This window comes from Pseudomonas sp. R1-15, from assembly GCF_051132085.1.
In the GTDB taxonomy this organism is placed as follows: domain Bacteria; phylum Pseudomonadota; class Gammaproteobacteria; order Pseudomonadales; family Pseudomonadaceae; genus Aquipseudomonas.
Window position 1 is genome coordinate 4124697 of sequence record NZ_CP071660.1, and the last position, 21268, is coordinate 4145964.

Sequence of the window (21268 nt, forward strand, 5' to 3'; positions counted from 1 at the left end):
CCCTATTGCGTCAGGTCGATCGGCGCGCTCGATACCATCGGTGCCGAGGCACTCGGAACAGCGATCTCTATCGGCAGGCCGTCTTCAGCGGCCACCACGTCACGCACCACATCCCAGTTCATGCGCAAGTTGCTGGTGATGTCCTCACGCTTGAGCATCGCGTTGATGACCGCGGTGTGTTTATCCACCACCGACGGGTTGCCCTTGTCGTCCAGCGGAGTGTGGGCTTCCAGGTAAACCTTGCCGCCACTCAGGCCCAGTTTGTACGGGTCGTTGATGATCCGGACCGAAGTCCCCACCGGCACCATGCCGGCCATCTCCAGCACGTTGTTGTTGAACATCCGGAAGCAGCCGTGGCTGGTACGCATGCCGATGCCGAACTTCTTGTTCGAGCCATGGATCAGGTAACCCGGCGTTCCCAGCGTGAACTTGAACGGGCCCAGCGGGTTATCGGGGCCTGCCGGAACCACATTTGGCAAGGGATCGCCGTCGGCGGCATGTTCAGCCTTGATCGAGGCCGGCGGGGTCCACGTCGGGTTTGGCGTCTTGGCGATGATGCTGGTGTGGGCGATGGGCGAGCCCCAACCTTCGCGACCGATTCCCAGCGGGAAGGTGTAGACCACGTTCCGCCCCTTGGGGAAATAATAGAGGCGGTATTCCGCGAGGTTGATCACGATGCCTTCGCGCGGGCCCGGTGGCAGGATGAAACGGGTCGGCAAGACGATTTCAGTGCCAGCACCCGGCAACCACGGATCAACGCCCGGGTTGGCGGCGACCATCTCGGTGTAACCCAGGTCATAGGTGGTGCCCAGGTCAGCGAAGGTGTCTTCGTATTTGGCCTTGATGACCTGCACCTGGCCGATGATGTCTTCACCCGGTGGCGGCAGAGGCAACTCCAATGCAGCAACGGGACCCGCCATACACAGGGCGGCAAGAGACAGGCAGCGGGCGACGGCAGGCAAGCGCGGCAACATCCGGGAAATCCTTCGCAGATCGAACAGAGGGTATGAAAACGCGATTGTACACTGCGTCCCGTTATTTCGGGGAGAGCGGCGCCGATGCGTCCGATGTGTAGCATTCTGGACGGGAGCGCAATCCCGTGGGAGCGAGCCTGCTCGCGAATGTGATGGATCAGCTTGCATGGATGCCCGACGTGCGGCCGTCTTCGCGAGCAGGCTCGCTCCCACAAGGGCGTCGGATCCAGGGATCACAACTCGAACCGCAGCTCCGGCCAGATCGGCGAGGTACCGCGCTTCTGCGATTCCAGGATCGCCCGGCACAAGGAGCAGAGGCGATGGTCCTGGAAAATCCTGCGGTCGACGGCCGACCAGCGTGGCTGCGCCGGCAAAAGACTGCCGCAAAGGGTCCGGTCGGCCGAGCCGCCGAGCTCCAGCTGCCGGGTCACCAGATGCACCCGCACTTCCTGGCAGGCGAACAGATCCAGCTGTTCGTCAGGCTCGATCAGTTGGTAGGCAAACAGGGACCAGGCGGGACGCGGCATCGGGGGCTCCAAATCGGGGGCGCCACATTAGCCGAAAGACCGCCTGTAGAAAAGCGTCAAAGCAGCGGTTTCAGCGTCGGCCAGACATTTTCCAGCAACTTGCCCTGGGCCGCGACGGACGGGTGCAATCCGTCGCCCTGCATCATTCCCTGGACGCCGCCGACATCCTTGAGGAAAAACGGCACCAGCGGGACGTTTTTCTCCTCGGCCAAGGTGCTGTAGACCTTCGAGAAAGCCTCGGTGTAGCGTCGCCCATAGTTCGGCGGCAATTGCATGCCCAGCAAAAGCACCTTGGCACCGCTGGCGCGGGAGCTGTCGATCATCGCTGCAAGGTTTTGTTGCAATTGTGTTGGCGGCTGTCCACGCAGGCCATCGTTGCCTCCCAACTCCAGGACCACCAGCTCCGGCTTATGGGCTGCAAGCAGCGTCGGCAGGCGCGCCAGGCCGCCTGCGCTGGTGTCGCCACTGATCGATGCATTGACCACTTTGTCGTCGAAACCCTCGGCCTTGAGCCGTTGTTCCAGCAACGACACCCAACCTTGGCGGGTATCCAGGCCGAAAGCCGCGCTGATACTATCGCCAACGATCAGGACTGTACCCGCCGCTGCGTTCTGGACCATGCACATCAAGGCCAGGCCGGCACTCAAAAACCACACTCGCATCGGATTCTCCATGGGCTCAAGCATTCTCACCGCGAAGGACCTTAGCAAAGTGGTTCCCAGCGCGGAAGGTGAACTGACCATCCTGCACGAACTCAGCCTGGAACTGAACAAGGGCGACAGCCTGGCCATCGTCGGCGCGTCCGGTTCCGGCAAATCCACGCTCCTTGGGCTGCTGGCCGGCCTCGACTTGCCCAGCAGCGGTGAAGTGACCCTCGCAGGCCAAGCCCTCAGCGCACTGGACGAAGACCAGCGCGCCCGGGTTCGCGCCGAACACGTCGGTTTCGTTTTCCAGTCGTTCCAACTGCTCGACAGCCTCAACGCGCTGGAGAACGTCATGCTGCCGCTGGAACTGGATGGCCGCAAGGATGCCCGTGAGCGCGCCACGCAACTGCTGCAACGGGTCGGCCTCGGCCAACGACTGACCCACTCGCCACGCCAGCTCTCGGGCGGCGAACAACAACGCGTCGCGATTGCCCGCGCCTTTGCCGCCGAGCCGGACGTGCTGTTCGCCGATGAGCCGACCGGCAACCTCGACAGCCACACCGGCGAACGCATCAGCGATCTGCTGTTCGAGCTGAACAAGGAACGCGGCACCACCCTGGTGCTGGTGACCCACGACGAACGCCTGGCCCATCGCTGCCGGCGCCTGATCCGACTTGAAGCCGGCCTGATGGTCGCGCCCCTGGAGCCTTGATGGCACGCTTGCCCCTGTTGCGCCTGTTCAGCCTTGCCCTGCGCCAGTTGCTGCGCGATGCCCGCGCCGGCGAGTTGCGCGTGCTGTTCTTCGCCCTGCTGGTGGCCGTGGCGGCGAGCACCGCCATCGGTTACTTCGGCGCCCGCCTCAATGGCGCGATGATGATGCGCGCGACCGAATTTCTCGGCGCCGACCTGCTGCTCGAGGGCAGCTCCCCTGCCCGCCCGGAGCAGATCCGCAGCGGCACCGAACTGGGCCTGGAACATGCCCGGGTGGTGGAGTTTTCCAGCGTTGTCGCCACCGACAACGGTATCCAGCTGTCCAGCGTCAAGGCAGCCGATGACATCTATCCCTTGCGCGGGGAACTGAAAAGCGCCCCGGCGCCCTTCGCCCCGGAAGAGACCGGTGGACGACCAGCCCCCGGGGAGGCCTGGGTCGAAGCACGGCTGCTGACGGCGCTGGACCTGAAGATCGGTGACAGCATCGATGTCGGCAACAAGACCGTTCGCCTCAGCCGCGTGCTGACCTATGAGCCGGACCGCGCCGGTAATTTCTATAGCCTGACCCCGCGCGTCATGATCAACCTCAAGGACCTGGACGCCACGGGCGTGGTGCAACCCGGCAGCCGGGTCAGCTATCGCGACCTGTGGCGCGGCCCGGCGTCGGCGCTGCAAACCTATCGCGACCTGGTCAAGCCAGGTCTTGAGCCGAACCAGCGCCTGCAGGACGCTCGCGACGGCAATCGCCAGATCGGCGGCGCCCTGGGCAAGGCCGAGCGCTACCTGAACATGGCCAGCCTGGTGGCGGTGCTACTGTCCGGCGTTGCCGTGGCCCTCTCCGCCAATCGTTTCGCCACTCGACGCTTCGATGCCAGTGCATTGCTGCGCTGCCTTGGCCTGTCGCGCCGGGAAACCATGGTGCTGTTCAGCCTGCAACTGGCCGTGCTGGGCCTGTTGGCGAGCATCAGCGGTGCGCTGCTGGGCTGGGTGGCCCAGTTGGGATTGTTTGCCTTGCTGCATGACTTGCTGCCCACCACCGTCCCCCCGGGTGGCCTGTTGCCGGCGATCGCCGGGATCGGCACCGGGCTGGTGGCACTGGCGGGTTTTGCCTTGCCGCCGCTCGCTGCACTGGGCCGGGTCCCACCGTTGCGCGTACTGCGTCGGGACATGTTGCCGATTCCCTCCAGTAGCTGGGTGGTCTACGGTGCGGCCCTCGGTGCGCTCGGGCTGATCATGTGGCGCCTGAGCCTGGACCTGGTGCTGACTTTCGCGCTGCTCGGTGGTGGGGTGGTTGCCGCACTGGTGCTCGGCGGACTGCTGTTGCTGGTGCTGCAGAGCCTGCGTCGGATGCTGGCCCGGGCCTCGCTGCCCTGGCGGTTGGGACTCGGTCAGCTGTTGCGCCATCCCTTGGCGGCAGCCGGCCAGGCCCTGGCGTTTGGCCTGATCCTGTTGTCCATGGCCTTGATTGCGCTGCTGCGCGGCGAGTTGCTGGACACCTGGCAAAACCAGTTGCCAAAAAACGCCCCGAACTATTTCGCCTTGAACATCCTGCCCAACGACAAGCAGGCCTTCACCGACAAGCTGATGGCGTTGTCAGCGCAGTCGGCCCCGCTCTACCCCGTGGTACCGGGACGGCTGATCAGCATCAACGGCGAGCCGGCCAAGGAGTTCGTCACCAAGGATTCGGCCGGTGACCGTGCGCTGCAACGCGACTTGAGCCTGACCTGGGCGGCGGAGCTGCCGGCGGGCAACGTCGTCACGGCCGGGAACTGGTGGCCGCAACAGCCACCGGACGATATTCCGGGGGTTTCGGTGGAAGGCAAGGTGGCCGAGAACCTCAAGATCAAACTGGGCGACCGCCTGGTGTTCAACGTCGGCGGCCTCAACCGGGAAGCCAAGGTCACCAGCCTGCGGGAAATCAACTGGGACAATTTCCAGCCGAACTTCTTCATGATTTTCCAGCCCGGTACGCTGAAGGACCTGCCGGCGACCTACCTCACCAGTTTTTATCTGGCTCCCGGCCATGACCAGCAGATCGTCGACCTGTCGCGCGCCTTCCCGGCCGTGACGATCCTGCAAGTCGAGGCGTTGCTCGAACAACTGCGCAGCATCCTGGCCCAGGTGACCCTGGCCGTGGAATACGTATTGCTGTTTGTGCTGGCGGCGGGGATGGCGGTGCTGTTCTCCGGCTTGCAGGCCACCCTCGACGAAAGGATCCGTCAAGGCGCGCTGCTGCGTGCCCTGGGCGCCGAGCGGTTGCTGTTGACCAAGGCCCGGCGCATCGAATTCGGCCTGTTGGGTGCGGTCAGCGGTTTGCTCGCGGCGCTGGGTTCGGAACTGGTCAGCCTGGTGCTCTACCGTTATGCCTTCGACTTGCCGTGGCATCCGCATCCATGGCTGCTGGTATTGCCGCTGGTGGGCGCGTTGCTGATCGGTGCGGCGGGCGTATTTGGCACTCGCCGGGCGCTCAACGCCAGCCCACTGACAGTGTTGCGCGAGGGTTGATAGACTTCGGGCCACGCCATCACCAGAAGTTGCCATGAGCCGCTATCGTCCACCCCGTATCGCCGGCACCGCGCTGATCACCCCCGAGGGTGAAGCGCGGATGCGCGCTGAACTCCATGAGCTGTGGCATGTCCGCCGCCCCCAGGTGACCCAGTCGGTCAGCGAAGCGGCGGCCCAGGGCGATCGCTCGGAAAATGCCGAATACACCTACGGCAAGAAAATGCTGAGGGAAATCGACAGTCGCGTGCGTTTCCTCACCAAACGCCTCGAAGCACTCAAGGTCGTCAGCGAAAAGCCCAGCGACCCGAACAAGGTGTATTTCGGCGCCTGGGTCACCGTGGAGGATGAGGACGGCAAGGAATCGCGCTATCGCATTGTCGGGCCTGACGAGCTGGACCTGAAGCAGAACCTGATCAGTATCGACTCGCCCCTGGCCCGCGCCCTGATTGGCAAGACGCTGGACGCTGAAGTCAGGGTCCAGGCGCCAACCGGAGAAAAGCTCGTCTACATCGTCGATATCAGCTATCCGTAGCCCGACTCGCCTCAACGGCGAGTGATCAGCCCCTGCCGTGCAACACGGGTCAAGTGCCGGATCATTTCGGCAGCGTCCGCCGCCCTCGGTGACTGGATTACCGCCAGGTCGAAACTGTCATTGGCGAAACGCGCCAGCGATTCACCATCTTCGACAAACTGGATCAGGAAAGCCGCGGGGCCGTGGCTGCGTCGCGGCCAGCCGTCGAGATAACGCAACAGCGTAGGCTGATGGGTACCGCCCAGGAGAATTTTCGGATTGCGTTGCAGCAGGTTCGCCGTGATCGGCGCCAGGCGTACGAGGGGGCTGGGTGCGTTCATTGTGTCGTGTCTCTGCCTCAAAAGTCTGCATGGCAGGTGAGAGGCAACACCGAACCAGCGCTTTAGCGGTATTTCGAAGCCTTGTTTCATGGCTTCTGTCGATGACTGGATGAGTCACCTGGCGCCCCGCAAGTAGCTGTTTAAATCGGCGCATGAGCGGCATCCTAGAGAAGCTGACTGGCCAGTGTCAAGAATCGACGCGCACAAAAAAGGCCCGTACTGGACGGGCCTTGTTGTCTTGGGCGAGTTATCGACGGGCGATGGCGTTATCTGCCGACAGCTTGCCTGCACCTTCGATCAACACCGCGATACTGCCGGCCAGCAAGGCCAGGGCAAACTCATAACCGTTGTTGGCCATGAACAGACCGTTGCCGATGTGCACGGAGAAAATCGCCACCAGTGACAGGAAGGCCAGACCCAAAGCCGCCGGGCGCGTCAGCAGGCCGATGATCAAGGCCAGCCCGGCGAAAAACTCGGTGCCACCGGCCAGGGTTGCCATCAGGTAGCCAGGCGTCAGGCCGATGCTGTCCATCCATTGCGCCGTGCCCGCCAACCCATAACCGCCAAACAGCCCGAACAGTTTCTGCGAGCCATGGGCGGCAAAAATGACCCCGACGACGATGCGCAGGACAGTCAGGCCGTAGCCGGCGCGGGAAAACAGAACCTTGTTGATGAAAGTGCTCATGAGGTGCATTCCTTGGGAGAGATGTGTGTGGCCGCCATATTAATCAAATAATTATGAGTAAAAAGCGCAAAAAACCCACCAAACCAATCTATAAATTAGATTATTTGGTCGAAGCCACTTTCCGCTCTTGCGGCTCCAGGGATTCACGCTCTCGATCAAACGCCAGGTAATACTTGTTCACGCTATTAACGTAGCTGACGGCGCCCATGCCCACCTGCTCCATGGCTATTCGCTCGACCTGGAAAAACCACTGGTCAGGGTTCAAGCCTCGCCGCCGGGCCTCGGCTCGCATGCCTTGGACGCGTTCCGGCCCCATGTTGTAGGCCGCCAGGACAAACGCCATGCGTTCGCGCTCGTTTAGCTTGGGGCTGGAGAAGAATTTGCGGCGGATCATGGCCAGGTATTTGGCGCCGGCCTGCACATTGGCATCCAGGTCCTGGATGTTGTTGACCCCGACCCGCTGGGCCGCGGACGGCGTGATCTGCATCAGGCCGGTGGGCCCGCTGCCGCTGCGCGCGTTGGGTTGCAAAGCTGACTCCTTGAACGCCAGGGCCGCCAGGTTGAGCCAGTCCATGCCCTGGGCCTGGGCATGTTTTTGCAGCACCGGCCGAAGTTTTTCCAGGCGTTGGCGATTGGCCCGGGCCAGCGGATAGTGAACCTGGTACAAGCGTCGGTAGATACGCAGGAATGCAGCGTCCTGGTTGTCGGGGACTTTATAGGTGGTGAGGAATCGATCAATGCTCGCCCGCAGCATGGCGGCGTCGCGGCGGACGAACCAATATTCATCGCTCGGCTCGCCGATGAGCACCTGGCGGTCGAAACGCAACTTGGGCAGGATCTTGCCCCAGCGTTCGGCGATGGGTTGTTCGACGATGGTGAGGTGGAAGATCCCACCCTGGACCATCTCCAACACGTCTTCCACCGCCAGGGTCGGATCGACCCATTCGATTTTCACCGGCGGCAACTTGAGCAACGCCAGCTTCTGATTGATCTGGCTGACCGCATCCCCCGCCGCGCTGCCGTTGGGCAGCGCCAGGGTCTTGCCAGACAATTGCTCCACGCGCGAATAACGCTTTTCGCCCTTGATCCCCACCAGCAGCAACGGCACGTCCGTGCGTATCGGCTCACTGGCGCTCACCGCATGGCCGGCTTGCGGCTCAAGCAATTCACCTGGCGCCACCAGATCCCCTTCCCCGCGCTGCAGTGCGCCGAGCAATTGATCCTTGGCCTTGGGAATGATTTTGAGGGTGATTTCCTGGCCATCCCGGGCATGACCATTGAGGTACTGTTCGAAGGCCCGCAAGCGATGGTATTCGACGCCGATGGGCTGGCCCTGGACTTCACCGGAGCTGTTGCGGCTCTGGTTGACCAATACCTTCAGTACCCGGCTGCTGCGGATCTGCGCCAGGTCACGCACGGTGCCCGGCGCCACCACTTGCAACGGTCCGGGCAGGCGTGCTTCGGCCTCCATTGGCAACAGCAGCGAACAACACAGCAGTAGCAATACCTGGGGACGAACCATCCACACTCCGGAAGGATGTTGCCGAGCCAACCCGGTGGCAAACCGTGGTTGATTCGGCAAAACAGAGCACCGTGGGGCGCTGAAAAGTGCGAAAGACTGGCACAGCGATGGCATTGATACCACCCCGACCTGTCTCGTGGCCTCAACAGACAGCCGCAACTCATTGTAGTTCTTGGCTTTTCTTATAAATCTACAGCTCTGGTATGCTTTCTGGCCTTTGGGCCGAGGTAGCACCATGCAACTCATCGATATCGGCGTCAACCTGACCAACCCCAGTTTCGCCGAAAAACACCAGGCGGTGCTTGAGCGCGCCTATGCCGCCGGGGTCTGCCAGTTGGTGCTGACCGGCACCAGCATCGAGGGCAGCGAACAGGCCTTCGAACTGTGCCAGCAGCTCGACGAGGACGGGACGCGACTGTTTTCCACCGCCGGCATCCACCCCCACAGCGCCAGCGACTGGACAGCTGACAGCGCCAGGCATTTGCACGAGCTGCTCAAGCAGGACCGTGTGCGCGCGGTGGGTGAATGCGGGTTGGATTTCAATCGTGATTTCTCGCCCCGCCCGCAGCAGGAAAAAGTCCTCGAAGAACACCTCGCGCTTGCCGTGGAGTTGCAAATGCCGGTGTTTCTCCATGAGCGCGACGCCGACCAGCGACTGCTGGAAATTCTTCGGGATTTTCGCGACCGATTGCCCGCCGCTGTGGTGCATTGTTTTACCGGTGAGAAAAAAGCGCTGTTCAGTTACCTGGACCTGGACTTGCACATCGGCATTACCGGGTGGATCTGCGATGAGCGCCGAGGCACACATCTGCATCCGTTGGTGCGGGAAATTCCCCGCGGCCGGCTCATGCTCGAAAGCGACGCCCCGTATCTGCTGCCCCGCACCCTGCGCCCAAAGCCCAAGAACGGTCGCAATGAGCCGGCCTATCTGACAGACGTATTGCGTGAAGTGGCCTTGCACCGGGGCGAAAGCGAGGAAGACCTGGCGGCCCACAGCACGGCGTGCGCGCGGGCGTTTTTCGGCTTGCCTAGCGTTTCTTGATCGTACCCCCCTGTGGGAGCGAGCCTGCTCGCGAAAGCGCTGGATCTGCTTGCAAAAGTCTTGCTGGCAGACCGCTTTCGCGAGCAGGCTCGCTCCCACCAGGGCTTGGTGACATCCATTGACCCACATCAAAACCCCGCCCCCTGACTAGCAGCAGAATACTGGCACCTTGCCAAAACTGTTTCCGCTATCAGAGAAGACCTTCCATGGGTGCCTGGCTTAGCAATATCTCGCTGAAGTACAAATTCTGGGCGGTCAATGCGGTCGCGTTTGTCACCACATTGCTGTTGGTGCTTTATGCCATGCACCTTGAACAGCAGGTCCGAGGGGTCAGCCTGGGCCAGGTGTTCGGCGAACGCTTCAGTCAATATGCCGTGGCAGTATTCGTGCTGATGCTGGCGATGTTGGGAGCATCGCAGCTATTGATCCGCTTTCTCCTCAGTCAGCTCAACACGTTGAAAGACGTGATGCTGCATGTGGAGAAAAGTGGTGACCTGTCCGCCCGCGTGCCCTTGGCCTGCAAGGACGAAGTGGGCCAGATGGCCGCTGCGTTCAATGCCATGCAGGCCGGCTACCAGCGGGTGGTCGACACCGTTGCCAGCACTGCTCGACAGCTGGATAGCGGCGCGACGCGCCTGGCTTCGAGCATGAACGATGTGCGCCAGGGCATGCTCGGCCAGCAGAGCGAAACGGATCAGGCCGCCACGGCCATCAATGAGATGACCGCCACGGTCTATCACATCGCCCAGCACGCCGGCGCCACCCGCGACCTGTCGAAAACCACCGATATCCTGGCGGGTAACGGACGGCAAGTGGTCAGTCGCGTGCAGCAATCGATCACCGGGCTGTCCACTGGCGTGCAGCAGACCGCCGAGATGATCCAGCGCCTGGCCGAAGACAGCCAGAAGATCAACGGTGTGGTCAACGTGATCCACAGCATCGCCGAGCAGACCAACCTGCTGGCACTCAACGCCGCCATCGAAGCGGCGCGAGCCGGCGAGATGGGCCGGGGTTTCGCAGTCGTGGCCGATGAAGTCCGCAACCTCGCCAAGCGGGTCCAGACCTCGACCGACGAGATTACCGCCATGGTGTCGGCCTTGCAGGCAGGCACCCGCGATGCGGTGGAGTTCATGCAGCAAAGCTCGCACAAGGCTGACGACTGCGTGCAACAAGCTTGCGAGGCCGGCGACGCGTTGCTGCACATTACCGAGGCGGTGGCGCAGATGCGCGAAAGCAACACGCAGATCGCGGTCGCAGCCGAACAGCAAAGCCAGGTGGCCGAAGACATGAACCGCGCCGTAGTGAGCATCCGCGACGTGACCGAAAATACCGTGCGCCAGACCGTGGATTCGGCCACCACCAGCGATGAGCTGGCGACGCTGGCGGGTGAGTTGAACAGGGCGATTGGGCAGTTGAAGCTGTAATTCCGGATCTGCTGCACAGCTCTTGTGGCGAGGGAGCTTGCTCCCGCTGGGCTGCGCAGCGGCCCCAGGTTTTTACGGTCGCTGCGCAACCGAGCGGGAGCAAGCTCCCTCGCCACGAGAGCGGATTCTGCTCATGAAGAAAGTCTTTATCATCAGGACACGGAGATTCACAACAGCCTTATGCCTATGACGCCTATCGTTGCGATAGCCAACCGTGATTCGCCGCCCTGCCCGGCCCGGCCTATTCTTGGGTTATTCGGATTTCACGGACTCAAGGATAAAGCATCATGGGCAAACGTCACCCCAACCTTCCGGCCTGGCAATGGCGCGCCTACCCTGAGAATCACCGCCACCCGACCAACCTGGTGTTGCATCTGATCGCGGTGCCGCTGTTCATTGTCGCGTTTCTGTTGATCGTATCGGGCGTCTTCAGCCTGAGCCTGGGCGATGTCGCCATCGGCGTGATCGGTGTACTCGCCGCACTCGGATTGCAGCGCCATGGCCATGGTCTTGAGGCGCAGGCCTCAGAACCTTTCAGCGATCGCAAGGACGCCATGTCGCGCCTGCTGGTGGAACAATTCCTGACCTTCCCACGCTTTTTCCTCAGCGGCGGATGGTGGCGGGCCTGGCGGGATCGCCACCGTCACTGAATCGCCGTAACGCCTCAGCCGAAAATCGTCACCGTCTGCCGGCTCATGGCGATCAAGCGGCCATCGGCGCTCCAGAACTTCGCTGCGACATGGCCATACCCATCTTGGGCGTGCTCGATCTCGGCCAGGTACTGGCACCAATCCAATGTCGTGAGCTCAAGCAATGGCTGGACGAACTCGATGGTCCAGGTCAGCGTGCTGCCCGGCGCCATTTGCGTCAGATGGGGCAACAACGCTGGGGGCCAGGCGTCCACCAAAGCCAGGATATGACCTTCGTTCAGCGACTCCTCTTTCACATCACCACGCAAGCGCACCCAGCCGCCCATGCTTCGGGATTTGTTACCGGAAAACGGCAGGCCGCCGACGCTCCAGCGCATCGCCAGGTGCCGCATGAATTCCGGTGTCCCGCCTTTGATGTAGGGCAGTTCCTGGCATTGCTCGACGTCCTTGAACGGTGGCGCGGAATCAGCCTGTACCGCCACCACCGAGTTTCGCGATGCGCCAAAGCTGCCTTGTACCACGGTCACCACCTGGCCTTTCTGCACAGCGCGCCCCAGCACCTGGCTGACAGCCTTGCCCTCACGCAATATATCGACCTCGAAACTGACCGGGACATCCGGTTCGACCGGGCCGACAAAGGTGATCGCCAGCGACCGCACCGGGCGATCGGCCGGAACCCGGGCACGCATCGCCTCGTATTGCAGCGCCGCTACCAAGCCCCCAAAACTGGCCCGGCCCTGACCCCACTCAGGTGGAATGGTGACGGCGCCTGGCTGATGACGCACGGCATCGATCAAATCGGAAAAGCGCATGGCAACCTCGAAGAGATGGGAAAACGATGATGGATATTAACTATCCCGAGCGGGCAGTACAGCGCTCATTCCGGCCAAAGAGGCTGACAGAAAAGCCGTGTGTTCTGAATACGCCTTGATTCCCTGTGGGAGCGAGCCTGCTCGCGATGACGGTGGGTCAGTTTGCATAAGGATTGACTGATACACCGCTATCGCGAGCAGGCTCGCTCCCACAGGGATTATGGGTAGATTCAGGATTTATCGAAGCAGCTGACGATGAGTTTATCGAGTACCCGGTCGGACTTGGCCTCGGCCTTTTCCATGGTGATCCGCCAGACCGGTACGCAGGCCCGCAAGTCGGTTTCCTGCTCGGCACGCGCCAGCCATTGCCAGCAATCATGCCAATCGCCCAACGCGCCTTGGGCGGCTTTGAGTCGGGGCATGGCCGCTTCCGGCAAGCGGTCGAGTTCGGGATAGGCTTCGATGGCATAACGCACGCGCTTGATCAGCAGGCGCAGTCGGTGGCGGTCATGAGCCGGATCGCGCAAGGCTTCGCCGAGCTTTTTCCATTGTTTGTCGAGGCGCTTTTCGACACGTTTGCGCAACCCCGCAAGCAGACCCTGGCGCTGGGCAGCACGGATGAAGCGTGGGAACGCATCGAGGATCATCAGCAAGTGCGCCAACTCCGGACTGCTGGCCACGGCGGGATAGGCCTCCGCCATTTGCAGCTGGCGTCGCTGCGCGGCCTCGGTCTTGCCGTGCTGCTGAAGATAAGTTGCCAGCACCTCACGGTCGCGCAAGGGGGTGGTCAGGCTGCCGACTGCCGATGCGGCTGTCTCCAACTGCTCGACGCCGGGCAACCCGTGCAGTGGACGAAGCAGGCTGCGCAGACGGCGGACGGTGGTCCGCAGGTCATGCAAAGCCTCGCTGTCGGTATGAGCATCCAAGCGGGCCTGACAGGCCAGCAGGCGAACTTCCAGGCCCAGAATCCGGGCCACCAGCCGATCGATCATCGGGCGTACTCCGCACGCAGCTTCGAGTTTCGAGCCACAAGCCGCAGGAAAAAGCAGTTTCGCTTCTGCTTACAGCTTGCAGCTCGCCGCTGTGTTTATCGCCCCGCGCGGGATTCGCGAATGTAGAAACGCGCCTTCTCGGCTTTCTTGGCGCAGCCCTCGAAAGCTTCGAATTGCTGCTGGGTCTTGGCCCCGGTCAGCAATGAAAGAGCCTTGGAGTAGCTGACGGTGCCAGCGAAGCCTTCGGCCTTGGCCAGGTCAAGTTCGCGCCAGGCGCTGTCGAGCTGGCTGCCGCAGCTGTCGCGGTAAGCGGTCTTGCCGGCACAACCGGCCAAGGCCAGAACCATCAGGGACGCCACCAGGGGCAGGCAGATCCGGGCTTTCATCGATAACACCTCAAGTCAGGTCAACAGTCGTGCTGGTAAGACGGTTTCGCCGGCAAAAAGTGCCTCGGCGCGGCCGCTATATTCAAGTGGGCACGAGCATACGCAAATGCTGCTGCGACGTGTCAAAAAACGACGCCTGCGCCACAGCGATTGAGCCGGCCCGTCGATGAGTGCATTGTTGAGGTCTGTTCTACAAGAGGCCTGCTCATGACAAAACGTGTCGCATTGGTATTGGGCTCGGGCGGCGCCCGGGGCTATGCCCATATCGGAGTGATCGAGGAAATCGAACGACGCGGCTATGACATCGCCTGTATCGCCGGTTGTTCCATGGGTGCGGTCGTTGGCGGAATCTACGCGGCGGGCAAACTCGAAGACTACCGCAACTGGATCGAAAGCCTCGACTACCTGGATGTGCTCCGGCTGGTGGATGTCAGCTTTCGCCTCGGGGCCATTCGCGGCGAAAAAGTCTTCGGGCAGATCCGCAAGATCGTCGGCGAGCTCAATATCGAAGACCTGCGCATTCCTTACACGGCGGTAGCCACCGACCTGACCAACCAGCAGGAAATCTGGTTCCAGGAAGGTTGCCTGCACCAGGCGATGCGCGCCTCGGCGGCGATTCCCAGCCTGTTCACCCCGGTGATGCAAGGCAACCGCATGCTGGTGGATGGCGGCTTGCTCAATCCGCTGCCGATCGTGCCGGTGGTGTCGAGCCATTGCGACCTGATTATCGCGGTCAACCTCAACGCCACCAACCAGAAGCAATACAGGCTGCCCGTGATCCAGCGCCCCGCAGCGTTCCGACGGCGCTTCGACACCCTGGTCAGCTCCCTCGGCTCACGGTTGCCGTTTCGCCGCAAACAAGCCGAGCAACTGTTGCTGTTGGAACAGGAAGCGCTGAAGGCCGAGGCGGCCGACATCAACCCGTGGCTTGATTCGGCCGAGCCGGAAGGCCAGCAACCGGCCGCCGCGCCGGAAATCGAAGGCGCGCCGAAATCCGCCACCGGCTCTTTCATCATCGATAACGTCGGACCGGCCTCGTTGCTCGATCTGATCAACCAGAGCTTCGAGGTGATGCAGACGTCGCTGGCGCAATACAAGATCGCCGGCTACCCGCCGGATGTACTGATCAACGTGCCAAAACGGGTGTGCCGGTTCTTCGAGTTCTACAAGGCGCCGGAGCTGATCGCGCTGGGACGGGAGATAGCCAGCGATACGCTGGATCGGTATGAGAGCGAGCAGAGCTGAAGGCTTCGAGTGACTGTTTCGGCCCCTTCGCGAGCAGGCTCGCTCCCACAATGAAATGCGCTCAAGTGTGGGAGCGAGCCTGCTCGCGAAGAGGCCAGCCAGACAGGACAAGACTAAAACCCACCCTCCTCCAACAACCGATACCCCACGCCCGCCTCGGTCACGATGAACCGCGGCCGGGTCGGGTCGTCGGCGAGTTTCTGCCGCAGGTGACCGATGACGATGCGCAGGTAATGGCTGTCCTCGACGTGGGTCGGGCCCCAGATGTCCTTGAGCAGTTGTTGCTGGGTGATGACCCGCCCCGGATGCCGCGCCAGTTGCGCCAGCACCGCGTATTCCTTGCGGGTCAGGGCTACTTCGGCGCCGTCCAGCAGGACCCGGCGATAAGCCAGGTCGACCGTCAGCGGGCCGAACGTCAATGCCGCCGACGGTGCCTCGCCCGCCGGCGCCTGGCGCAGGAGCGCGCGCACGCGGGCGAGAAACTCCTGGATGCCGAAAGGCTTGGTCACGTAGTCATTCGCACCGTTGTCCAGCGCCTCGACCTTCTGTGCTTCGCTGGCGCGTACTGACAGGACCAGCACCGGCACGGCGGACCATTGGCGAAACTCGCGCAGTACCTGCTGGCCGTCCATGTCGGGCAGGCCAAGGTCGAGCACCAGCAGATCAGGCTTGTTCAACGCCGCCTGGGCCAGGCCCGCTGCGCCGGTCTCGGCTTCGAGCACCTTGTAGCCTTGCGAGGTCAGGCTGATCCGCAGGAACTTGCGGATCTGCGGTTCGTCATCGATGACCAAAAGGGTCGCGTTCTGGCTCATGGGGTCCGTTCATTTCCATCAAGTGGCGAGAGCATAACGCAGCGCCAGTCAGGCTTCATCGTCCATGCCCGGTTGTGCCTGCAAGGGCAGGTGCAAGATGATGCAGGTGCCGCGCCCATCGAGCCCCTCGTCAACGCTGATCCGCCCGCCATGGGCGCCGACCATGCCCTGACAGATCGCCAGCCCCAGCCCGGTGCCCTGCCCGCCACGGTCGCCGCGCGCTGCGGTGTAGAACATGTCAAAGATTTTCTCACGCTCCGGCTCGGGAATTCCGGGCCCTTCATCGGCCACGGCGAAGCGTATTTCATCAGTCGTCGCTGCGGCGCTCAACAGCAACCGACCATGGGCCGGCGAAAACCGCGCGGCGTTTTCCAGCACGTTGACCAGCGCCTGCTCGATCAGCGCCGCATGGACATACAACAGCGGCAAGCCGGTTGGCACTTCGATGCTGACCGCCAGTGGCGCCAATACCGCCCGCAACCGGTTCAACGCACTGGCAACAATATCGACCGGCGATACCCAATCACGGGCCAGCTTCAGCGCACCGTGGCCGAGGCGGGTCATGTCGAGCAGGTTCTGGATATAACGATCCAGGCGCTCGGCTTCGTCGCGGGTGCCTTCGAGCAATTCGCGACGGTCCTGCAGCGGGATCGCCTCGCCCAGCGCCAGCAGGCTGTCGATGCTGCCGCGCATGGAAGTCAAGGGCGTGCGCAAATCATGGGAGACGGAGGCCAACAAGGCGCTGCGCAATTGCTCGGTTTCGCCGTGCAGCCGCGCCGCTTCCAGGTCCTGCGCCAGCTGCGCCCGGGCCAGCGCCTGGGCCAGCGGCTGGCTGAGCGCCGCCAGCAAGCGGCGACGCTGACCGCTCAACGGCTTGCCGTCTTTCAGGCAGACTCCCAACAGGCCCAGCGGGCCACCCTCGGACGACAAGGGCCACCACCACCAGCGCCCGGACGGCAGCGTCGCGGTGCCGGCGCCGGCCGGCTGATCGTGCTGCCAGGACCAGTCGGCGGCAGCGCGCTCGGCCTCGGTGAAGGTCAACGGTTCAGCCGTCTCGACGTGCCAGCCGTGCTGTGCGTCGCGCTTGAGCAGGCACAGTTGCAAATCGCCCTCGCTGTTGAGGTGCTGCACGGCGGCGCTGATCACGGCCTGGCGATCGGTCGCGGCCGTCAGCTTGCGCGACAGATCGAGCAGCTCAGCGGTTTCCTGCTGGGTGTCGCGCAGCGCCTGCAATTGCCGACGCTGGCGCGCCGCGAGGTTGCCGGTCAGGGCGGCCATCAAGAGGAAAAACACCAGCGTCAGTACGTCTTCTTCGCGCTGGATCGTCAGGGAGAAATTCGGCGGGATGAACAGAAAGTCATACGCCAGGAACGACAGCGCCGCACAGGCCAGCGCCGGGCCGAGGCTGCTGCGCACCGCCACCAGCAACACCGCCATCAGGAATACCAGGGAGATATTGGGCAACGCAAGCAACCCGGAAACCCCCCAGGCCAGGGCACTGGCGGCCAGCGTCGCCACCACCGCCAGCGCATAGTCGAACCCGGTCTGGACGGTGCCCGGACGCAGGCGCGGCGGCGGCGGTGTTTCATCGCCGTCCAGCACGTTGATCTCCAACCCACGGGCATCGCGCAGCAATCGCGAAGCCAGGCCGCCGCCGAACAGGCGCCTGCGCAAACGCCGGCGGGACTGGCCGACCAACACCAACGTGGCACGCCGTTGCATCGCGTGCTGGATGAGCGTCCTGGCGACCTCTCCCGCCCGCAGCAGCACCACCTCCCCGCCAAGGCGTTCCGCCAGTTGCTGGGCGCTCTGCAGACGCTGGCGCGAGGACTCGTCCCGTGCCGTGCCGTTGTCTACATGCACCACGCTCCAGGGCAGATGCCGGCGCTGGGCGACCCGGCTGGCGTGGCGCACCAGCCGTTCGGCCTGGTGATCAGCGTCCACGCCCACCAGCAACCGGCCCTGGACCGCCGGAGCCGACTGGCCCAGTTGCCGATAACCCTGGGCCAGGTCGTTGTCCACTTGGGCGGCAGCGGTCTGCATGGCCAGCTCACGCAGGGCGGTGAGATTGGTCTGGGTGAAAAACGCATCGATCGCCGCGCGGGCCTGTTCCGGCACATAGACCTTGCCGTCGCGCAGACGCTCCAGCAGTTCGCGCGGTGGCAGGTCGATCAGCAGCAGCTCATCGGCTTCCTGCAAGACCCAGTCCGGCAAAGTCTCGCGCACCTGCACGCCGGTGATGCCACGAATCTGATCGTTGAGGCTTTCCAGATGCTGGACGTTGACCGTGGTGAAGACGTCGATACCGGCGGCGAGCAGTTCCTGGATGTCTTGCCAGCGCTTGGCATGGCGGCTGCCGGGGGCGTTGCTGTGGGCCAGCTCGTCAACCAGCGCCAGGCTCGGGCGAGCGGCAAGCAGGCCGTCGAGATCCATCTCCTCGAGCATCACGCCGCGGTATTCCGAACGCACCATCGGCTGTTGCGCCAGGCCATTCAACAAGGCTTCGGTCTCGGCGCGCCCGTGGGTCTCGACGACCCCGGCGATGACGTTCGTTCCTTGGCGCAACCGGGTATGGGCCGCATGCAGCATGGCGTAGGTCTTGCCCACGCCTGGGGCGGCGCCGAGGAAAACCTTGAGGCGGCCACGGTCGTTGCGTGGCAGGTTGGCTAGCAGTGCATCGGCGCGGCCGGAGTCGCTCATGCTATGTCTCTTTCAGATTTGATCAAGATACCCTGTGGGAGCGAGCCTGCTCGCGAATGCGGTGGGTCAGTCAACGACAGTGTTGGCTGAGCTACCGCTTTCGCGAGCAGGCTCGCTCCCACAGCGGTTTACAGGTTTTCCAGGGCCAGGTTCAGCGCCAGCACGTTGACCACGGGCGGGCCCACCAAAGGCCGCTCGATATGGCTGTCGAGCAACTGCTGCAACGTCGACACCGGCAAGTTGCGCGCCGCGGCGACACGCGCCAGTTGATAGGCAATCGCGGCCGGAGGCAAGTGCGGATCCAGGCCGCTGCCTGAAGTGCTCAGCAGCGCCAGGGGCACCGGTCCCTGGCCGGGCACTTGCAGCCTGCCGGCGTCATCGATGACCCGGGCGGCCAGCGCCGGGTTGCTCGGGGAAAAGTTGCTCGCGCCGCTGGCGACCGTGGCGAAGGCGCCGGCCGAAGGGCGCGGATGAAACCAGGCATCGCCAGTGAAGTCCTGAGCGATCAATCGAGAACCGCGGACCTTGCCGTCGGCATCATGGATCAGACTGCCGTTGGCCTGCTCCGGAAAAGCGATTTGTGCCACGCCGGTGACGAACAGCGGGTAGGCGATGCCGGTGATCAGGGTCATCAGCAATAACAGGCTCAGGGCCGGGCGAATCATGGTGAACATTTCAAATCCTCAGTTGAAAACACATCTGTGATGGATGTCTTCAGGCTCAAACCAACCCCAACCCCGTCAGCAACAGATCAATCGCCTTGATCCCCACGAACGGCACCGCGATCCCGCCGAGGCCGTAGATCAGCAGATTGCGTCGCAGCAACGCGGCCGCACTCGCCGCCTGCACTCGCACGCCACGCAAGGCCAGAGGGATCAGCACGACGATGATCAGGGCATTGAAGACGATGGCCGAGAGGATCGCGCTCTGTGGGCTGTTCAGGTGCATGACGTTCAACACGCCGAGCTGTGGATAAATCGAAGCGAACAGCGCCGGCAGGATCGCGAAGTACTTGGCGATGTCATTGGCGATGGAAAAGGTTGTCAGCGCCCCGCGGGTTACCAGCAATTCCTTGCCGATCTGCACCACGTCCAGCAACTTGGTCGGGTCGCTGTCGAGATCGACCATGTTGGCCGCCTCCCGCGCCGCCTGGGTGCCGTCGTTCATCGCCATGCCGACATCGGCCTGGGCCAGGGCCGGGGCGTCGTTGGCGCCGTCGCCGCACATGGCGACCAGCCGGCCATCGTTCTGTTCGTGACGGATGCGCGCCAGTTTTTTCTCCGGCGTGGCCTCCGCCAGCACATCATCGACACCCGCCTCGGCGGCAATCGCGGCAGCGGTCAGCGGGTTGTCACCGGTGACCATGACGGTGCGGATGCCCAGCTTGCGCAGCTCGGCAAAGCGCTCGCGGATGCCGGGCTTGACCACGTCCTTGAGGTGAATGGCACCGAGCAATCTGCCGTCCACGCAGACCAGCAACGGTGTGCCGCCGTTCTGGGCGATCTTGTCGATTTCCCGCGCCAGTACCGGCGGCAGCTCGTTGCGTGGCAGGCCGATGAAACTCAGCAGGGAATCCACCGCGCCCTTGCGATAGACGCGCCCCTGATGATCCACGCCGGACAACCGCGTTTCGGCACTGAATGGCACCGCCGTCAGCGCGTCCAAAGCCGGCTCGGGCTGGGGATGCAAGCCGCGCAGATACTCGACGATGGATTTGCCCTCGGCCGTATCATCGGCCAACGAGGCGAACAACGCGCCTTCAGCCAGTTCCTTGGCGCTCACCCCAGGAGCGGCATAGATCGCCGCACAGCGACGATTGCCAAAGGTGATGGTGCCGGTCTTGTCCAGCATCAGCACGTGGACATCGCCCGCCGCCTCCACCGCGCGGCCGGATTTGGCGATGACGTTCAGGCGCACCAGACGGTCCATCCCGGCGATGCCGATCGCCGACAGCAGCCCGCCGATGGTGGTGGGAATCAAGGTCACCAACAGCGCCACGAGGAACACCAGCGGCAGGCTGCCACTGGCGAAATGGGCGAACGGCTGCAGCGTCACCACCACCAGCAGGAAGATCAGCGTCAGGCCGATCAGCAGGATGTCCAGCGCCACTTCGTTCGGGGTTTTCTGGCGCTTGGCGCCTTCGACCAAGGCAATCATGCGGTCCAGGGTGGATTCGCCGGGATTGCTGGTGATGCGTACCAGCAACCAGTCGGAGACCAGCCGCGTATTGCCGGTGACCGCCGAGCGATCCCCGCCGGATTCGCGGATGACCGGTGCCGACTCCCCGGTGATCGCCGCTTCGTTGACCGCCGCGATGCCCTCGATCACTTCCCCGTCGCCAGGGATCATTTCCCCTGCGGCGACACGCACCACGTCACCTTTGCGCAAACGGGTGGCGGGAATCACTTCAAAGCCGTCCGCCGTCTGGCGACGAGCGCTGAGGCCTTCGCTGCCGGCCTTGAGGCTGTCGGCACGGGCCTTTCCACGACCCTCGGCCAGGGCTTCGGCGAAGTTGGCAAACAACACGGTGAACCACAGCCACAGGGCAATCTGCGCAGCGACGAAAGTCGGCACGGCGTCGTCGGGAACCAGGCAGAGCACGGTGGTGAGGATCGCGGTCAGCTCCACCACCAGCATTACCGGGGCACGGTGCAACTGACGCGGATCGAGCTTGACGAAGGCTTGCACCAGCGCTGGCCGCCACAGCGCCGACAGCTGGGTTTGCGGTTGTTCCGGCGCCTTGGCGACGACGGTTTTGCTCATTGGCATATTCATCATCTGTTCC

At 63.1% G+C, this 21268-nt stretch carries 20 protein-coding genes; 7 read left to right on the forward strand and 13 right to left on the reverse strand.

Annotation, left to right across the window (positions count from 1 at the left end):
* Positions 1-2 precede the first annotated feature (2 nt).
* The 3 genes from J3P97_RS18600 to J3P97_RS18610 form a co-directional block, all read right to left on the reverse strand.
* Positions 3-974, reverse strand: a complete 972-nt coding sequence (locus J3P97_RS18600) for a L,D-transpeptidase family protein (RefSeq protein WP_305499745.1) — start codon at positions 972-974, stop codon at positions 3-5.
* A gap of 233 nt (positions 975-1207) precedes the next feature.
* The gene (locus J3P97_RS18605) at positions 1208-1501 is read right to left on the reverse strand and encodes a hypothetical protein (RefSeq protein WP_024776677.1); all 294 of its coding nucleotides are present in this window, start codon (positions 1499-1501) and stop codon (positions 1208-1210) included.
* A gap of 56 nt (positions 1502-1557) precedes the next feature.
* Complete coding sequence (locus tag J3P97_RS18610; protein ID WP_434629432.1) at positions 1558-2163, reverse strand: arylesterase; 606 nt, start codon at positions 2161-2163, stop codon at positions 1558-1560.
* A 10-nt stretch (positions 2164-2173) separates the two neighbouring features.
* On the opposite strand from J3P97_RS18610, the gene J3P97_RS18615 reads away from it, so the two are divergent.
* Genes J3P97_RS18615 through greB form a run of 3 tightly spaced genes read left to right on the forward strand, consistent with a single transcriptional unit; the run spans position 2174 to position 5893 of the window.
* Positions 2174-2857 (forward strand): ABC transporter ATP-binding protein, encoded by a 684-nt coding sequence (locus J3P97_RS18615; RefSeq protein ID WP_305499741.1) that lies wholly within the window; start codon positions 2174-2176, stop codon positions 2855-2857.
* Positions 2857-5361, forward strand: coding sequence for an ABC transporter permease (locus tag J3P97_RS18620; protein ID WP_434672477.1), 2505 nt, complete (start codon positions 2857-2859; stop codon positions 5359-5361). Before J3P97_RS18615 ends, J3P97_RS18620 begins: the two co-directional genes overlap by 1 nt.
* 34 nt (positions 5362-5395) lie before the next feature.
* The gene (greB, locus tag J3P97_RS18625) at positions 5396-5893 is read left to right on the forward strand and encodes a transcription elongation factor GreB (RefSeq protein ID WP_434672478.1); all 498 of its coding nucleotides are present in this window, start codon (positions 5396-5398) and stop codon (positions 5891-5893) included.
* An 11-nt stretch (positions 5894-5904) separates the two neighbouring features.
* Here the strand turns inward: greB and J3P97_RS18630 are convergent, their stop codons facing one another.
* The 3 genes from J3P97_RS18630 to J3P97_RS18640 form a co-directional block, all read right to left on the reverse strand.
* Positions 5905-6213, reverse strand: a complete 309-nt coding sequence (locus tag J3P97_RS18630; RefSeq protein ID WP_434572791.1) for a class I SAM-dependent methyltransferase — start codon at positions 6211-6213, stop codon at positions 5905-5907.
* A 247-nt stretch (positions 6214-6460) separates the two neighbouring features.
* On the reverse strand, positions 6461-6898 hold the full coding sequence (locus tag J3P97_RS18635; RefSeq protein WP_434572789.1) for a DoxX family protein: 438 nt from the start codon (positions 6896-6898) through the stop codon (positions 6461-6463).
* A 100-nt stretch (positions 6899-6998) separates the two neighbouring features.
* Positions 6999-8420, reverse strand: coding sequence for a transglycosylase SLT domain-containing protein (locus J3P97_RS18640; protein ID WP_434672479.1), 1422 nt, complete (start codon positions 8418-8420; stop codon positions 6999-7001).
* Positions 8421-8655: 235 nt separating this feature from the next.
* On the opposite strand from J3P97_RS18640, the gene J3P97_RS18645 reads away from it, so the two are divergent.
* The 3 genes from J3P97_RS18645 to J3P97_RS18655 all read left to right on the forward strand — a co-directional run bounded on the left by J3P97_RS18645 (position 8656) and on the right by J3P97_RS18655 (position 11536).
* A complete protein-coding gene (locus tag J3P97_RS18645) occupies positions 8656-9462 on the forward strand; it encodes a TatD family hydrolase (protein WP_434601408.1) in 807 nt (268 codons plus the stop codon).
* A gap of 206 nt (positions 9463-9668) precedes the next feature.
* Complete coding sequence (locus J3P97_RS18650) at positions 9669-10886, forward strand: methyl-accepting chemotaxis protein (protein ID WP_434672480.1); 1218 nt, start codon at positions 9669-9671, stop codon at positions 10884-10886.
* Between the two features lie 287 nt (positions 10887-11173).
* Positions 11174-11536 carry an Mpo1-like protein gene (locus tag J3P97_RS18655; RefSeq protein WP_305499732.1) on the forward strand — a complete coding sequence of 121 codons (363 nt, stop codon included), beginning with the start codon at positions 11174-11176 and terminating at the stop codon, positions 11534-11536.
* A gap of 14 nt (positions 11537-11550) precedes the next feature.
* On the opposite strand, the gene J3P97_RS18660 is transcribed toward J3P97_RS18655, so the two are convergent.
* The 3 genes from J3P97_RS18660 to J3P97_RS18670 form a co-directional block, all read right to left on the reverse strand.
* A complete protein-coding gene (locus tag J3P97_RS18660; protein ID WP_434672481.1) occupies positions 11551-12348 on the reverse strand; it encodes an acyl-CoA thioesterase in 798 nt (265 codons plus the stop codon).
* Positions 12349-12578: 230 nt separating this feature from the next.
* Positions 12579-13340 carry a CHAD domain-containing protein gene (locus J3P97_RS18665; protein ID WP_434672482.1) on the reverse strand — a complete coding sequence of 254 codons (762 nt, stop codon included), beginning with the start codon at positions 13338-13340 and terminating at the stop codon, positions 12579-12581.
* Between the two features lie 95 nt (positions 13341-13435).
* On the reverse strand, positions 13436-13726 hold the full coding sequence (locus J3P97_RS18670) for a hypothetical protein (protein WP_014337256.1): 291 nt from the start codon (positions 13724-13726) through the stop codon (positions 13436-13438).
* Positions 13727-13933: 207 nt separating this feature from the next.
* Here J3P97_RS18670 and J3P97_RS18675 point away from each other — a divergent pair, with 207 nt between their 5' ends.
* A complete protein-coding gene (locus J3P97_RS18675) occupies positions 13934-14971 on the forward strand; it encodes a patatin-like phospholipase family protein (RefSeq protein WP_305499728.1) in 1038 nt (345 codons plus the stop codon).
* Positions 14972-15084: 113 nt separating this feature from the next.
* On the opposite strand, the gene J3P97_RS18680 is transcribed toward J3P97_RS18675, so the two are convergent.
* From J3P97_RS18680 to kdpB, 4 genes are all read right to left on the reverse strand, one after another.
* Complete coding sequence (locus tag J3P97_RS18680; protein WP_434629402.1) at positions 15085-15783, reverse strand: response regulator; 699 nt, start codon at positions 15781-15783, stop codon at positions 15085-15087.
* Between the two features lie 48 nt (positions 15784-15831).
* On the reverse strand, positions 15832-18483 hold the full coding sequence (locus J3P97_RS18685; RefSeq protein ID WP_434672483.1) for a DUF4118 domain-containing protein: 2652 nt from the start codon (positions 18481-18483) through the stop codon (positions 15832-15834).
* Positions 18484-18611: 128 nt separating this feature from the next.
* Positions 18612-19157 (reverse strand): potassium-transporting ATPase subunit KdpC, encoded by a 546-nt coding sequence (gene kdpC, locus J3P97_RS18690; RefSeq protein ID WP_434601413.1) that lies wholly within the window; start codon positions 19155-19157, stop codon positions 18612-18614.
* A 46-nt stretch (positions 19158-19203) separates the two neighbouring features.
* A complete protein-coding gene (gene kdpB, locus J3P97_RS18695) occupies positions 19204-21258 on the reverse strand; it encodes a potassium-transporting ATPase subunit KdpB (RefSeq protein ID WP_434672484.1) in 2055 nt (684 codons plus the stop codon).
* Between the last annotated feature and the right edge of the window lie 10 nt (positions 21259-21268).

Excerpts from the sequence above, each read along its gene's own strand:
- J3P97_RS18630 (WP_434572791.1), bottom strand. The coding sequence starts at position 6,213 with ATGAACGCACCCAGCCCCCTCGTACGCCTGGCGCCGATCACGGCGAAC.
- kdpB (WP_434672484.1), bottom strand. The coding sequence starts at position 21,258 with ATGAATATGCCAATGAGCAAAACCGTCGTCGCCAAGGCGCCGGAACAA.
- J3P97_RS18680 (WP_434629402.1), bottom strand. The coding sequence starts at position 15,783 with ATGAGCCAGAACGCGACCCTTTTGGTCATCGATGACGAACCGCAGATC.
- J3P97_RS18670 (WP_014337256.1), bottom strand. The coding sequence starts at position 13,726 with ATGAAAGCCCGGATCTGCCTGCCCCTGGTGGCGTCCCTGATGGTTCTG.
- J3P97_RS18650 (WP_434672480.1), top strand. The coding sequence starts at position 9,669 with ATGGGTGCCTGGCTTAGCAATATCTCGCTGAAGTACAAATTCTGGGCG.
- J3P97_RS18665 (WP_434672482.1), bottom strand. The coding sequence starts at position 13,340 with ATGATCGATCGGCTGGTGGCCCGGATTCTGGGCCTGGAAGTTCGCCTG.
- J3P97_RS18675 (WP_305499728.1), top strand. The coding sequence starts at position 13,934 with ATGACAAAACGTGTCGCATTGGTATTGGGCTCGGGCGGCGCCCGGGGC.
- J3P97_RS18640 (WP_434672479.1), bottom strand. The coding sequence starts at position 8,420 with ATGGTTCGTCCCCAGGTATTGCTACTGCTGTGTTGTTCGCTGCTGTTG.
- greB (WP_434672478.1), top strand. The coding sequence starts at position 5,396 with ATGAGCCGCTATCGTCCACCCCGTATCGCCGGCACCGCGCTGATCACC.
- J3P97_RS18620 (WP_434672477.1), top strand. The coding sequence starts at position 2,857 with ATGGCACGCTTGCCCCTGTTGCGCCTGTTCAGCCTTGCCCTGCGCCAG.
- J3P97_RS18610 (WP_434629432.1), bottom strand. The coding sequence starts at position 2,163 with ATGCGAGTGTGGTTTTTGAGTGCCGGCCTGGCCTTGATGTGCATGGTC.
- J3P97_RS18605 (WP_024776677.1), bottom strand. The coding sequence starts at position 1,501 with ATGCCGCGTCCCGCCTGGTCCCTGTTTGCCTACCAACTGATCGAGCCT.
- J3P97_RS18660 (WP_434672481.1), bottom strand. The coding sequence starts at position 12,348 with ATGCGCTTTTCCGATTTGATCGATGCCGTGCGTCATCAGCCAGGCGCC.
- J3P97_RS18685 (WP_434672483.1), bottom strand. The coding sequence starts at position 18,483 with ATGAGCGACTCCGGCCGCGCCGATGCACTGCTAGCCAACCTGCCACGC.
- J3P97_RS18645 (WP_434601408.1), top strand. The coding sequence starts at position 8,656 with ATGCAACTCATCGATATCGGCGTCAACCTGACCAACCCCAGTTTCGCC.
- J3P97_RS18600 (WP_305499745.1), bottom strand. The coding sequence starts at position 974 with ATGTTGCCGCGCTTGCCTGCCGTCGCCCGCTGCCTGTCTCTTGCCGCC.
- J3P97_RS18655 (WP_305499732.1), top strand. The coding sequence starts at position 11,174 with ATGGGCAAACGTCACCCCAACCTTCCGGCCTGGCAATGGCGCGCCTAC.
- kdpC (WP_434601413.1), bottom strand. The coding sequence starts at position 19,157 with ATGTTCACCATGATTCGCCCGGCCCTGAGCCTGTTATTGCTGATGACC.
- J3P97_RS18635 (WP_434572789.1), bottom strand. The coding sequence starts at position 6,898 with ATGAGCACTTTCATCAACAAGGTTCTGTTTTCCCGCGCCGGCTACGGC.
- J3P97_RS18615 (WP_305499741.1), top strand. The coding sequence starts at position 2,174 with ATGGGCTCAAGCATTCTCACCGCGAAGGACCTTAGCAAAGTGGTTCCC.